This is a genomic window from Haloglomus salinum, from assembly GCF_024298825.1.
Taxonomy (GTDB): Archaea; Halobacteriota; Halobacteria; order Halobacteriales; family Haloarculaceae; genus Haloglomus; species Haloglomus salinum.
Genome location: NZ_CP101153.1, coordinates 3,141,628 through 3,154,294 on the forward strand (window position 1 = coordinate 3,141,628; position 12,667 = coordinate 3,154,294).

A 12,667-nucleotide genomic window follows, 5' to 3' on the forward strand; every position below is an offset into this window, starting at 1 on the left:
TCACCCGACGCTCCGACCCGGACCCATGAGCACCGAGACGACCGGGGAGGGTGACGACAGGCGGCAGTCGTTCTGGGCCTGGGGCTGGGCCGACCGTCTGCCGACCGACGAGGAGCGCCGCGAACTCAAGTCCCGCATCGAGGGGATGCTCGGCTTCCCCGAGCGGCCGCTGCTGGATCTCCCGACACTCGACGACGTGACGCTGGCGCCGCCGCGGGTCGAGCCGCCGGCCGACCTCTCGTGTGCGGCCACGACCGACAAGCGCGACCGCGTCACCCACACCTACGGGAGCGCCTATCGCGACCTCGTGCGTGGCTTCCACGGCCAGTTCGACGACGCGCCCGACGTCGTGGCCTACCCGGAGTGCGAGTCCGACGTACAGGCCGTCCTCGACTGGGCGGCCGGGGCGAACGTGGCGGTCGTTCCGTACGGCGGCGGCACCAGCGTGGTCGGCGGCGTCGAGTGTGACGGGACGGGGTACGCGGGCGTCTGCTCGCTCGACATGCGCCGGATGGACGACGTGCCGGAGGTCGACGAACACTCACGGGCCGCCCGCATCGAGGGGGGCGCGACCGGCCCGGAGATACAGGACCAGCTCGCCGACCACGGCCTGCAGCTCCGGCACTACCCACAGAGCTACGAGTTCTCGACGTTCGGGGGCTGGGTCGCTACCCGCGCCGGCGGCCACTTCGCCACGCGCTACACCCACATCGACGACTTCGTCGAGAGCGTGCGAGCCGTGACACCCGCGGGGACGCTGGAGACGCGCCGCCTGCCCGCATCCGGCGCGGGTCCGGACCCCAACCGGTTCCTCCTCGGTAGCGAAGGCGCCTTCGGCGTCATCACCGAGGGCTGGGCCCGGGTCCAGCCTCGTCCCCCCTATCGGGCGAAAGCAACGGTGCGGTTCGACGACTACTGGGACGCCGTCGCAGCCTGCCGGGAGGTCGTGCAGGCCCGCCTGACGCCCGCGAACTGCCGGCTACTCGATTCGAACGAGGCGATGCTGAACGAGGTGGCGTTCGACGGCTCGTCGGTCCTCCTGCTCGGCTTCGAATCCACGGACAGCCTCCCACCCATCGAGGCGGACCTCGACCGCGCGGTCGATATCGCCGAGAGCCACGGCGGCCGCGTCTCAGAGGGGCCCACCACGGAAGACCGGACGACCGACGCTGACGAGAGCGGGACGGGGGACGACGGCGCGAGTGGGACGGGGGACGATGATGAGGATGTCGACGGTGAGGACGGCGATTCGGGCGAGTGGCGCGACTCGTTCGTCGAGGCACCGTACATGTTCAACTCGCTCGTCAGCATGGGCGTCCTCGTCGACACGTTCGAGACGGCGGTGACGTGGGACCAGTTCCCTGCGCTCCACGACGCCATCCAGGAGACCGTCACCGACGCGATGGAGGAGGAGTGCGGCGCCGGCTTCCTCTCCTGTCGGTTCACCCACTCATACGAGGACGGCCCGGCGCCGTACTACACGCTGCTTGCGCCCGCCGACGTGGGCCGGGAACTCGAGCAGTGGCGCACTATCAAGCAGGCCGCCTCGGACACGCTGATGGACTACGGCGCGACCATCACCCACCACCACGCCGTCGGACGGGTCCACCGCGACCACTACCACGAGGAGGTGCCCGAGCACTACCTCGACGCGCTCCGGTCGATGAAGCGGACGCTGGACCCGGAGGACATCATGAACCCCGGCGCGTTGCTGTAGGCGCCTGGCGACGGCCGGCCGCTTCGTACACGCTCCGTCAGGCGGCGAGGGCCGCACCGATAGCGGCGGAGTGGAGGACGGCACTCACCAGGGCGAACGTCGCGTAGGCGAGCGTGGGGGCGACCATCGATTCCGTCCGGTCGTAGGCGTAGGCCGCGATGCCGACGACGGCGATCCGGGGGGCGACCGCGACGGCCCCCATCGGCGACTCGACCGCCGTCGCGAGGACGAGCGCGGTCAGCGCGACCGCGGCCACCACGGGTAGCATCGCCAGTGCGCGTATCCGACCGTCTCCGGTCCGTCCCTTCGCGTAGACGGTGACGCCGAGTGCGAGCACGAACACCGCCGCCACCACGGCTCTGGTCCCCCAGATGTAGAGCCATGGCGCGTCGCCGAAGGTCCCGTACGACGGGAACTGCGGGGTCACCAGATAGCCGCCCACCAGCGTCGTCACGGCGACCGTCAGGTTTCGGTCACGGTCGAGTATCCGCTGGAGACCCGCCTGGACGAGGCCGTGGTAGAGCAGCACCATCCCCAGGACGAACACCGTCAGCCGGACCAGCGTGCGGTCGAGGAGGAGGTCCGGGAGCCCGAGCACCGCCGAGACGATGTCGGTGATTCCGACCCCGGCCTGGCCCCCGAGCGGGACGAACGCGGCCACGGCGAGTGTCACCGTAGCGACCACCACACCCCCTAGCAGGCGGCCGTCGGGCCGGTCGGGGAGCGACACGGGGAGCGAGTCGCCACGGTAGACCGCGTACCCTGCGACGAGTGCGCCCATCCCAGCCAGGGAGAGCATCCCGCGCACGAGTGACAGGGTGATGTCGCTGTCAAGGAAGTACGGGTCCAGCACGTTGTTCAGGCCGACGAGGTACGCCTGGAACCCGACCAGCAACGTGGCTACCACCCCGAGCTCGACGACGAACGCAGGCTGGAGGACATCCCCGAGGGCGCCACGCTCCAGGGACGTTCGACTGCGGACCATGTTGGTGAGTACCACCCGCGGCTCAAAAACGTGTGGCCCACCCGGCGAGCACATGGCCTCGGTGGCCAGATTCGGTTTCACTCTCCGGGACGCCCCCGGCTTCGACTGGTCCTCGCGTGTTCCTCCGCCGCTCAGTCCCGTCCTCGCGTACGGCCCCGATTCCATCCGGAGGGGGCATTCGTGCCACCACCCGACACTGGTGCCCGCGAACCGTTAACACCCCGACGCGAGAACTCCCGGTATGACCTGCCCGCATCTGGAGTACCGCGACGGCGACCACGCCGACACCGAGCGCGCGTACTGCACGGTCGTCGACGGGTTCGTCGAGCCGATGCGCGCCGACATCTGCAACGACCGGCACGACCTCTCGCACGCCACGCACTGTGAGTTCTACCGGGAGGCCGAGGGGCTGGACGGGGAGGGGGACGGGTCGTGACGGGCTACGACGACTACCTCGCCGGCGAACCCGTCATCATCACCGTCGCGCTGACCGGCGGCGTCCACGGGAGGGAGGCGAACCCGAACCTGCCCGAAACCCCGGCCGAGGTCGCCGCGGCCGCGGCCGACGCCGAGGCCGCGGGCGCGAGCGTCGCCCACCTCCACGCGCGCAAGCCGAACGGGGAGCGCTCGTTCGCGACCGAACGGTTTCAGGAACTCACCGAGGCGGTCCGGGAGGCGACCGACCTCGTGGTCCAGCACTCGACGGGCGGGACGGGCGCGCCGCTCGAAGCACGTCGCCAGCCCCTCCGTACGGACCCGGCACCCGAGATGGCGAGCCTCGACATGGGGCCCCTCAACCGCTACCGGCACCTCACGAGCGAGAACCCTCGCGCGATGGTGGACGACCTCTACGACGAGATGGCCGCGCGCGGCATCAAGCCGGAGCTGGAGGCGTTCAACGACGGGCACGTCAACGAGGTCCACGGGCTCCTCGACCGGAAGGACCTCGACGAGCCGTATCACACCACCCTCATCTTCGGTGGCGGGACGCTCACCCCGGCGAAGCCGCGGAACCTGCTGAACGCGGTCCGGAACCTGCCCGAGGGCGCGACGTTCAACACACTCGGATTCGGCCCGCACCAGCTCCCGTTCGCGACGCTCGGCACCATCCTCGGCGGCCACGTCCGGGTCGGACTGGAGGACAACGTCTACTACGAACGCGGGGAACTGGCCGTGAGCAATGCGCAACTCGTCGAGCGCGTGGCGAGTGTCGCACGGACGCTCGGACGCGAGCCGGCGACGCCCGACGAGGCACGCGACATCCTGAACCTGTGAGCGACATCTGCGGTCGCCCGTGATAGAAGACAGCGTCAACTATTGCAGAGCGACGGACAACTGTTGTACGGCCTCCCTCCGATGATTGTGTATTATTTACCGTGATAATAATCACGTGGGTGGCGTCGACGGATGACATCGTGAGTCACCCTCCCAACCCTTCACGTCGCACGGTGCTCGCTGCAGCCGGTGCCGCGGTCGGTACCACCGCTCTCGGCGGCGTCGCGTACGCGGCGACACAGGACGGTTCGACCGATGAGAACGACTCGACGGACGCGGACGCGTCGCAGGACCCCGCGGTCCAGTGGACGGAGACGTACTCCAGCGGGTCCTCCGACCAGGCAGTGACGGTCGTTCCGTCCAGCGACGGCGGCTACACGTTCCTCGGGCACGCACAGGACGAGGACGAGTCCACGTCGGGCGTCTGGCTGGTGGGCGTCGACGAATCGGGCGCGAAACAGTGGGAGGCCCGCCCCGGCGACGGCTCGTGGAGCAGCCCGACGGACCTGACCGAGACGGACGACGGGGGCTACGTCATCACCGCCCGGACGGGGGAGAACGACGCCGGGCTCATCAGGACCGACAGTCAGGGGACGGTCCAGTGGACCTCCGTCTACCAGGGCGCCGACGACGAGCCCGAAACGACCCGGACCGTCGCCGATGGGGGTGGCTCGGAGGAGGACTCGACGGAGGTCCTCACGGCCGTCGAGTCCCATCCCGACGGCGGATTCATCGCCGTCGGGCGGACGACCCTCGTGGGCTCCGAGGGGGTCGTGCTGTTCGTGGACGAGGACGGAACCCAGACGAACGACTGGCGCCGCAGCGAGGCGGCGTTCACCGACCTCACGACGGTCCGCGAGTCCGAGGAGTTCGTCATCGCCGGCCGTGACGAGGACCAGGCGTTCGCCCGCAACTGGTCCCGTGAGGGGTGGGACGACATCCGACCCGACCAGTGGGAGAGCTTCGACAACGTCGTTCGGCGAGCCGGCGGCGGGTACGCCTTCGACGTGGAGATCGAGGATGGGTACGGGCTCTTCACGCTGGACTCGGACGGTGATGTGGCCTTCGAGCGGTCGTACGACGAGGCCGACGACACGCCGGAGGAGGTTGTCGGCGGGCTCGTGCAGACGGCCAACCGCGGGTTCGTGCAGGCCGGGAACGGCCAGGCCGACCGGTCGGTGTGGCTGGTCGGCACCGGACCCGAGGGCGAGCGACGCGGCAGCGTGACGCTCGACGATGGACCCGGCACTGCCTGCCCCATCGACCCGAACCCGCTCGCACCGACGGCCGACGGCGGTGTCATCGTCGCGTACACCGCGAACCTCGGCGGCGCGACGAGCGACGAGCAGTCCGACGTCCGGCTGGCGAAGGTCGGGCCGTCGCTCACGGCCGCTCCGGGGACGCCGACCGAGGCACAACCCGACGAGCCGACCGAGGACACGCCGGAATCCGACGACGACACCGGAGCCGGTGACGCCGACGGGACGGACGATACGACCGACGAGGCGGACCAGACACCGACCGAGACGACGGCAGCATCCGACGACGAGACGGGCACGGACGAGGAGGACTGCGAACCCTGACGCTGTCGGCAGGCAGTGGCGGCTCCCCTGACCTTGACCGTCTCGTGGAGGCCGTCGCACCGGTGAGAAGCGCTCCGACGGCCGCTACGTGTCTTCAGGGCCGACCTTCGGCTCCGTCGGTGGTTCGTACGTCTCGAAGGCGTCCAGCAGCGCCGCCGGGTCGGTATCGACCTGTGCGAGGTCGCGGTGCGCCGGCGAGACGAACCCCTCCTCCGCGGCGCCGTCGAGGTGCGAGACGAGCCCGTCGTAGAACCCGCCGGCGTTGAGGACGCCGCAGGGCTTCTCGTGGATGCCCAGTTGCGCCCACGTCAGCACCTCGAACAGCTCCTCCAGCGTGCCCAGCCCGCCAGGGAGCGCGATGAACCCGTCCGAGTGTTCGACCATCCGCTGCTTGCGCTCGTGCATCGAGTCGACGACCTGCAGTTCGGTGACGCCGCCGTGGGCCACCTCCTTCGCCTCCAGGGCTTCCGGGATGACGCCGACGACATCGCCCCCGCCGTCGAGGACGGTGTCGGCGACCGTGCCCATCAGCCCGACGCTGCCGCCGCCGAAGACGAGCCCGAGGTCACGGTCGAGCAGTGCCTCGCCCATCTCGCGCGCGGCCCGCCGGTAGGCCGGGTCGTGGCCGGGGCTTGAGCCGCAGTAGACACAGATGCGCTCCACGGGTCAATCGGCGGACTCGGGAGCGGCTTCGTCGCTCTCCGCATCGCCCTCGGCGCCGGGCGCACCGTGGAGCCACTCGTCCGCCCAGCGCTCGATCTCGTCGAAGACCGGACAGAGGGAGGTCCCCTTCGCCGTGAGCGAGTAGTAGGTCGCGACGGGAGCGTCCTCCTCCATCCGGCGGTCGACGAAGTCCATCTCCTGCAGGTCGTCGAGCACGCGCGAGAGCGTCCGCGAGGAGGCGTCGGTCGACCGCTTCAGCTCGTTGAACCGCTTCTCGCCGTCCTGCAGGTCGTGGAGGACGATGAGCCGCCACTGCGAGCCGATCTGTTCCAGCGAGTCGACGACAGCACAGGGGCCGTCGTCCGCCACGTCGGTCTCCGAACCCGGAGTGTCTGCACCAGAGGACATGGATGTCACCTACCGGGATGGTTGTCAGGGAATATATAAGTAAGTTCGGGAACGTACTCAGGTGACGTGATGACACTGCTCGACCACCGCCGACCGGAGGGACATCGATGAGCGACGAGACGGCCGACACGGAGACCGGTGCGGGCGTCATCGGACCACATCAGGGCCAGCAGACGCTCACCGCCGGCACCGACCTCGAGGCGGCCGAGGCAGCGGTCGTCCTCGCGCACGGTCGCGGGGCCTCCGCCCGGGGCATCCTCGGACTGGCCAGCGAGATCGGCGTCGAGGGCGTCGCCTACCTCGCACCACAGGCCGCGCGCAACGAGTGGTATCCGAACTCGTTCCTCGCCCCGGTCGAGTCGAACGAACCCGGGCGCTCCTCGGGATTGCGGGCGGTGGGCGACGCCGTCGAGCGGGCGGTCGACGCGGGGATTCCCCACGAGCGCATCGTCCTCGGTGGCTTCTCGCAGGGCGGCTGTCTCGCCACCGAGTACGCCGCGCGCAACCCGCGCCGGTACGGCGGCGTCGTCGCGTTCAGCGGCGGCCTCATCGGGGAGGAACTGGACGACGAGTACCAGGGGGACCTCGACGGTACTCCTGTCTTCCTCGGCTGCTCGGACGTGGACCCGCATATCCCGGCCGAGCGCGTCGAGGCGACGCGGGATGCCTTCCAGTCGCTCGGTGCGGATGTCGATATGCGCCTGTATCAGGGGATGGGCCACACGGTGAACGAGGACGAACTCGAGTCTGCCCGGGACATCGTCGCTGCGCTGGTCGGGTAGGCTCCCGGCGCACGGTCGGGTCGTCGGGGCCCCCATCACGCGACCGGCGGAATCCGGGGGCTACGCCCGCGCGCAAAGGGAACTTTGATACGCGACCGGTTCGCACGCTGTGCCGTAATGAGTCAATCGTACGACCGGGGCCTCGTGGAGGACTTCGGGCGCTGGCGGGACTTTACCGCCGGCATGTGGGCCTGGATCTTCCACAAGTTCACCGGGTGGGTGCTCATCGGGTACTTGTTCACGCACATCGCCGTGCTGAGCACCGCCACGGTGGGCACAGCGGCCTACACGAACACCATCTCGGGGCTGGAGAGCCTGCTGGTGGTCCGGTTCCTCGAGGTCGGCCTGCTGGCGGTCGCCGTCTTCCACATCCTCAACGGACTGCGGCTGCTGTTCGTCGACCTCGGGGTCGGACTGGAGGCACAGGACAAGAGCTTCTACGCGTCGCTCGTCCTCACGGGGGCCATCGTGGTGGCGAGCGTCCCGACCTTCCTCGCGGGGGCGATATAACATGGCAGACTACTACTCCTCGTTCGACCCGAAGGGGTCGCGCTGGATGCTCCAGCGCCTGACCGCAGCGTTCCTCGTCGTCGTGCTGGCGTTCCACTTCATGCTGCTGCACTTCGTCAACCACGCCGCCGATGTCACCTTCATGCAGACCCACCTCCGGATGCAGCAGCCGGGCTACTTCCTCACGATGGTGGCGTTCCTCGTGACGGCGACGTTCCACGGCGTCAACGGCGTCTACAACGCACTCGTCAACCAGGGGCTCGACGGCACCCCGAAGACCGTCGTCAAGTACGGCCTCGTCCTCGCCTCCCTGCTGCTCATCGCGCAGGGTATCCGCGTCGCGATGGCGATGGCCGGCTTCATCATCGGACCCGCAGCATAATGAGCACGCAAGTCACCGAACAGGAGCAGACCGAGACGGAGGAGGAGTCGGCCCACCAGCAGCGGCGGCTGGCCGAGAAGGCCGAGCGCCAGGAGGTCCGTGACCGGATGCGAGAGCGTGCCGAGACGGACCTCGAACAGGCCGATACCGTCTTCGACCTCAAGGTCTTCCGCTACGACCCGGACATCCCCGAGAAGGAGGACCCGCGCTTCGATACGTTCCCCGTCCCGTTCACGAAGGGGATGACCGTGCTCGACGCGCTGATGTACGCACGGGACCACTACGACTCCTCGCTCACCTTCCGGCACTCCTGCCGGCAGGCCGTGTGCGGGTCGGACGCCCTGTTCGTCAACGGCACCCAGCATCTGGGCTGCAAGACGCAGGTCGTCGACCTCGGCGATTCCGAGGGCGTCCCCGGCCAGATTCGCGTCGAGCCGCTCCCCCACCAGGAGGTCGTCAAGGACCTCGTCGTGGACATGGAGCACTTCTACGACCAGATGGACGCGGTCGAGCCGTTCTTCGATGCCGACGAGCTCCCGTCGGGCGACCTGGAGGAGCAGCGCCAGACCCGCGAGAACCGCGAGAAGATCAAGATGTCCTCGCGCTGTATCTGGTGTGGCGCCTGCATGTCGTCGTGCAACATCGCCGCCGGGGACAACGAGTACCTCGGCCCCGCGGCCATCAACAAGGCCTACAAGTTCGCGATGGACGACCGCGAGGGCGAGAACCGCAAGCAGGAGCGGCTCGAGATCATCGAGCAGGAGCACGGCGTCTGGCGGTGTCAGACCCAGTTCTCCTGTACGGAGGTCTGTCCGAAGGACATCCCGCTCACCGAGCACATCCAGGAACTCAAACGCGAGGCAGTCAAGAACAACCTCAAGTTCTGGTGAGTGCCGTGCCCGCACCGGGCTGCCGGATGGCGTCGCGCTCGCGATGCACACCCGGCCGCCGGCGTGCGGTCGCGCACAACAGGCTCAAGTTACCCACAGCCTAACACGAACATACGAACGCGACCGAGCGACCACCTACCACATCACTTCAACCAATGTACGAACACGACGTCATCGTGGTCGGCGCCGGCGGCGCCGGCCTCCGGGCGGCCATCGCCGCACACGAGGAGGGCGCCGACGTGGCGCTCGTCTCGAAGCTCCACCCCGTCCGCAGCCACACCGGCGCGGCCGAGGGCGGTATCAACGCCGCGCTCCGCGACGGCGACGACTGGCACGACCACGCATACGACACGATGAAGGGCTCGGACTACCTGGGCGACGCCCCGGCCATCGAGACCCTCTGTGAGACCTCCCCCGAAGAGGTCATCCAGCTCGAGCACTGGGGGATGCCCTTCTCCCGCGAGGAGGACGGCCGCGTCTCCCAGCGCCCGTTCGGAGGCCTCAGCTTTCCACGGACCACCTACGCCGGTGCCGAGACCGGCCATCACCTGCTCCACACCATGTACGAGCAGGTCGTCAAACGGGGCATCAAGGTCTACGACGAGTTCTACGTCATGGACCTGGCCGTCACCGACGAGCCCGACCCCGAAGACCGGGAGTGCCACGGCTGTGTCGCCTACGACATCAAGAGCGGCGAGGTTACGGGCTTCAAGGCCAACGACGGTGTCGTCCTCGCGACCGGCGGCGACGGCCAGGCCTTCGACCACACGACGAACGCCGTCGCCAACACCGGTGACGGCCCGGCGATGGCGTATCGGGCCGGCGTCCCGGTGGAGGACATGGAGTTCGTCCAGTTCCACCCGACCACGCTCCCCTCGACGGGGGTGCTCATCTCGGAGGGCGTCCGCGGTGAGGGGGGCATCCTCTACAACGCGGAGGGCGAGCGCTTCATGTTCGAGTACGGCTACGCGAACAACGCCGGGGAACTCGCCTCGCGCGACGTCGTCTCCCGTGCCGAGCTGACGGAGGTCAACGAGGGCCGCGGCGTCGAGGACGAGTACGTCTACCTCGACATGCGCCACCTCGGCGACGAGCGCATCCTCGACCGCCTCGAGAACATCCTCCACCTCGCGGAGGACTTCGAGGGCGTCGACGGGCTCGTCGAGCCGATGCCGGTCAAGCCGGGCCAGCACTACCACATGGGCGGTATCGAGACGAACGAGCACGGCGAGACCTGTGTCTCCGGCCTCTACGCCGCCGGGGAGTGTGCCTGCGTCTCCGTCCACGGCTCCAACCGCCTCGGCGGGAACGCCCTGCCGGAGCTCATCGTCTTCGGCGCCCGCGCCGGCTACCACGCCGCCGGGCGCGACTACGGCGAGGCGCTCGTCCAGACCGGTCCCTCCGCGGCTATCGAGCACGAGGAGGACCTCGGGGCCCCCGTCGAGCCGGGTGCGCTCGGCCCCGCGGACGACGATGTCGCAGCGGATGGCGGAGCGACGGCTGACGAGGCCCGCTCCGACGGCGGTCAGCTCGCCAGCCCGTCCGAGGTCGTCCACCGCTCCGTCGAGCGCCAGCGCCAGCGCGTCGAGCGGCTCAAGGAGCGCGACGGCCGCAACCACGCGGAGATCCGCAAGAAACTCCAGAAGGCGATGACCCGCTGGGTCAACGTCTTCCGCGAGGAGGAGGGCCTGAAGAAGGCCCTGGAGGTCATCAAGGAGTGCCGCGAGGAGTACCAGAACGTCGCCGTCTCGGACCCCTCGAGCACCTACAACACGGACCTCATCCACACCATCGAGACCCGCAACCTCATCGATACCGCCGAGACCATCGCGCTCGGCGCACTCGCGCGTGACGAATTCCGCGGCGCCCACTGGCGCGCCGAGCATCAGGAGCGCAAGGACGACGAGTGGCTCAAGCACACGATGGTCCAGTGGTCGGACGGCACCCCCGAACTCTACTACACGGACGTCATCCTCGAGGGCGCCGACAAGACGTACGAGCCGAAGGTCCGGTCCTACTAAGACACCGTTTTTCGCCTCGGGTTCCGCGCCTTCGGCGTCCTCAGAAATCTTCGATTTCTGATGGGCTGCGGGAGAGCTTTGCTCTCCCGAACGCGGAACCACTCGGCCAAAAGATCTGCATCAAAAAAGCCGCTGGCGACCGGAGGGAGCCAGCGGTGAACCGTGCCCGCTTCGCTCGCGCGGACGCAAGTGATGTATTATCTATATAATATCTTAATTATTCTGGTAACTATGCAATTGCCGTATTAAATTGGGAATGCGTAGTGAATAGTGGGTAGGATGTTGGGTCTCATCGGATAGCGTCTCCGAGCCGTCACGTCTCCCCCATCGAGGTGGCCTGTTGTCGGCGCGGCTGGGCCCCGATGACAGGAGGTATATACCCGTTCGTGAGCAATCCCCGACAACGATGCCCTCCCGGCGGCGGTTCCTGGCCACGGTCGGTGCGACCGCAGCAGCCGTCGGACTGGCGGGCTGTTCGACGGCGGTCGGTGAGCCGCCCGCCGAGCGGTGGCTCTACGACCCGGCAGCCGTGCTGGACCAGCCGTTCCCGTGGCAGGCGTACCTGTCGGTGGATGTGCCGACGGCGTGGAAGCGGCGCGAGCAGCTCCCGAACGAGTGGGTCGCGACGGCCACGTCGTTCGACCAGACGGTCGAGTCCGTCGACATGAGCGACCTCGACCGGGTGACCGCGCTGGGATTCGGAACCGAGGGCCTGACGACGATGGGAGCGACGGCCGCGCTCACCGGCGACATCGAGCCCCGGCCGGTGGTCCACGAGTTCACGCGGGGGAGCGTCACCGAGCACGAGCCGGTGGCCGGGCACCGGTTGTTCGGCTACACCCCGCCGTTCTTCGACCGTGTTCACCGGAACGGCGTGACCTCGCGTGGCTCGCTCGGACTCGCGGTCGGCGAGGGGCAGGCCGTCGCGGGCGGCCTGCTCGCGCCGGAGGGGACCGCCGTGAACGCCGTGGCGGCGATGGTCCGGACGAGGGCGGGCGCGTCGGAGCGTCTGCCCGACGGCGACCTGCGGTCGGTCGGTCGTGCGCTGGCCGCCTCGCCGCTGGGAAGCCCGCCCGTCTCCGGCGCGGTCGCGTTCGACCCGGACCTCGCGGTCCGCCTCGCCGAGGCGATTCCCGACGACTGGCCGACGCTGGCGGCGACAGTTGATGACCTCCGGGCCATCGGCGTCGGCCTCCGCTTCACCGAGGATGCTACGCTCACCTCGTTCGTCTTCGTCTACGACCCGCGCACGATCACCGAGAACGAGAACCTCCAGGCGGCGGTCCGGAAGCTGAACGACGAGTCCGGCACCCCCGACAGCGGAGTGGTCGGCGTGCGACTGGGCCCGGACGGCCGGTCGCTCGTGGTCCGGACGACGGTCTCCCCGCAGGCGGTCTGGACCGACTTCCGCGACCGGCTTCCCGGGCTCTGAGCCGAGGTGTCCGGAAGTG

The 12,667-nt window shown here is 68.9% G+C and carries 13 protein-coding genes; 10 read left to right on the forward strand and 3 right to left on the reverse strand.

Features of this window, described 5'->3' with window-relative positions:
* The first annotated feature begins 25 nt into the window (after positions 1 to 25).
* Positions 26 to 1,717 carry an FAD-binding oxidoreductase gene (locus tag NL115_RS15235; RefSeq protein WP_254830195.1) on the forward strand — a complete coding sequence of 564 codons (1,692 nt, stop codon included), beginning with the start codon at positions 26 to 28 and terminating at the stop codon, positions 1,715 to 1,717.
* A 37-nt stretch (positions 1,718 to 1,754) separates the two neighbouring features.
* Here NL115_RS15235 and NL115_RS15240 read toward each other — a convergent pair whose 3' ends face one another.
* The gene (locus NL115_RS15240; RefSeq protein WP_254830196.1) at positions 1,755 to 2,702 is read right to left on the reverse strand and encodes a hypothetical protein; all 948 of its coding nucleotides are present in this window, start codon (positions 2,700 to 2,702) and stop codon (positions 1,755 to 1,757) included.
* A 241-nt stretch (positions 2,703 to 2,943) separates the two neighbouring features.
* Here NL115_RS15240 and NL115_RS15245 point away from each other — a divergent pair, with 241 nt between their 5' ends.
* The 3 genes from NL115_RS15245 (at position 2,944) to NL115_RS15255 (ending at position 5,560) form a co-directional block, all read left to right on the forward strand.
* Positions 2,944 to 3,138 (forward strand): hypothetical protein, encoded by a 195-nt coding sequence (locus tag NL115_RS15245; RefSeq protein WP_254830197.1) that lies wholly within the window; start codon positions 2,944 to 2,946, stop codon positions 3,136 to 3,138.
* Positions 3,135 to 3,977, forward strand: a complete 843-nt coding sequence (locus NL115_RS15250) for a beta-keto acid cleavage family enzyme (protein ID WP_254830198.1) — start codon at positions 3,135 to 3,137, stop codon at positions 3,975 to 3,977. Before NL115_RS15245 ends, NL115_RS15250 begins: the two co-directional genes overlap by 4 nt.
* A gap of 140 nt (positions 3,978 to 4,117) precedes the next feature.
* On the forward strand, positions 4,118 to 5,560 hold the full coding sequence (locus tag NL115_RS15255) for a hypothetical protein (RefSeq protein ID WP_254830199.1): 1,443 nt from the start codon (positions 4,118 to 4,120) through the stop codon (positions 5,558 to 5,560).
* An 84-nt stretch (positions 5,561 to 5,644) separates the two neighbouring features.
* On the opposite strand, the gene NL115_RS15260 is transcribed toward NL115_RS15255, so the two are convergent.
* Both NL115_RS15260 and NL115_RS15265 read right to left on the reverse strand, forming a co-directional pair.
* Complete coding sequence (locus tag NL115_RS15260) at positions 5,645 to 6,223, reverse strand: LOG family protein (protein ID WP_254830200.1); 579 nt, start codon at positions 6,221 to 6,223, stop codon at positions 5,645 to 5,647.
* A gap of 3 nt (positions 6,224 to 6,226) precedes the next feature.
* Complete coding sequence (locus NL115_RS15265) at positions 6,227 to 6,631, reverse strand: winged helix-turn-helix transcriptional regulator (protein WP_254830201.1); 405 nt, start codon at positions 6,629 to 6,631, stop codon at positions 6,227 to 6,229.
* Positions 6,632 to 6,738: 107 nt separating this feature from the next.
* Here NL115_RS15265 and NL115_RS15270 point away from each other — a divergent pair, with 107 nt between their 5' ends.
* The 6 genes from NL115_RS15270 to NL115_RS15295 all read left to right on the forward strand — a co-directional run bounded on the left by NL115_RS15270 (position 6,739) and on the right by NL115_RS15295 (position 12,648).
* Positions 6,739 to 7,413: an alpha/beta hydrolase gene (locus tag NL115_RS15270; RefSeq protein ID WP_254830202.1), complete on the forward strand. Its 675-nt coding sequence runs from the start codon at positions 6,739 to 6,741 to the stop codon at positions 7,411 to 7,413.
* Between the two features lie 117 nt (positions 7,414 to 7,530).
* A complete protein-coding gene (gene sdhC, locus NL115_RS15275; RefSeq protein WP_254830203.1) occupies positions 7,531 to 7,923 on the forward strand; it encodes a succinate dehydrogenase, cytochrome b556 subunit in 393 nt (130 codons plus the stop codon).
* Between the two features lies 1 nt (position 7,924).
* On the forward strand, positions 7,925 to 8,305 hold the full coding sequence (locus tag NL115_RS15280; protein ID WP_254821766.1) for a succinate dehydrogenase hydrophobic membrane anchor subunit: 381 nt from the start codon (positions 7,925 to 7,927) through the stop codon (positions 8,303 to 8,305).
* Positions 8,305 to 9,195, forward strand: coding sequence for a succinate dehydrogenase/fumarate reductase iron-sulfur subunit (locus tag NL115_RS15285; RefSeq protein ID WP_254830204.1), 891 nt, complete (start codon positions 8,305 to 8,307; stop codon positions 9,193 to 9,195). The genes NL115_RS15280 and NL115_RS15285 overlap by 1 nt, the downstream gene beginning before the upstream one ends.
* Positions 9,196 to 9,350: 155 nt before the next feature.
* Complete coding sequence (locus NL115_RS15290) at positions 9,351 to 11,216, forward strand: FAD-binding protein (protein ID WP_254830205.1); 1,866 nt, start codon at positions 9,351 to 9,353, stop codon at positions 11,214 to 11,216.
* Between the two features lie 406 nt (positions 11,217 to 11,622).
* Positions 11,623 to 12,648 (forward strand): twin-arginine translocation signal domain-containing protein, encoded by a 1,026-nt coding sequence (locus tag NL115_RS15295; protein ID WP_254830206.1) that lies wholly within the window; start codon positions 11,623 to 11,625, stop codon positions 12,646 to 12,648.
* Positions 12,649 to 12,667: the final 19 nt, after the last annotated feature.

What these genes read in the sequence shown, in the direction of transcription:
- NL115_RS15245 (WP_254830197.1), top strand. Translation starts at nt 2,944, where the DNA reads ATGACCTGCCCGCATCTGGAGTACCGCGACGGCGACCACGCCGACACC.
- NL115_RS15270 (WP_254830202.1), top strand. Translation starts at nt 6,739, where the DNA reads ATGAGCGACGAGACGGCCGACACGGAGACCGGTGCGGGCGTCATCGGA.
- NL115_RS15280 (WP_254821766.1), top strand. Translation starts at nt 7,925, where the DNA reads ATGGCAGACTACTACTCCTCGTTCGACCCGAAGGGGTCGCGCTGGATG.
- NL115_RS15295 (WP_254830206.1), top strand. Translation starts at nt 11,623, where the DNA reads ATGCCCTCCCGGCGGCGGTTCCTGGCCACGGTCGGTGCGACCGCAGCA.
- NL115_RS15265 (WP_254830201.1), bottom strand. Translation starts at nt 6,631, where the DNA reads ATGTCCTCTGGTGCAGACACTCCGGGTTCGGAGACCGACGTGGCGGAC.
- NL115_RS15285 (WP_254830204.1), top strand. Translation starts at nt 8,305, where the DNA reads ATGAGCACGCAAGTCACCGAACAGGAGCAGACCGAGACGGAGGAGGAG.
- NL115_RS15240 (WP_254830196.1), bottom strand. Translation starts at nt 2,702, where the DNA reads ATGGTCCGCAGTCGAACGTCCCTGGAGCGTGGCGCCCTCGGGGATGTC.
- NL115_RS15235 (WP_254830195.1), top strand. Translation starts at nt 26, where the DNA reads ATGAGCACCGAGACGACCGGGGAGGGTGACGACAGGCGGCAGTCGTTC.
- NL115_RS15290 (WP_254830205.1), top strand. Translation starts at nt 9,351, where the DNA reads ATGTACGAACACGACGTCATCGTGGTCGGCGCCGGCGGCGCCGGCCTC.
- sdhC (WP_254830203.1), top strand. Translation starts at nt 7,531, where the DNA reads ATGAGTCAATCGTACGACCGGGGCCTCGTGGAGGACTTCGGGCGCTGG.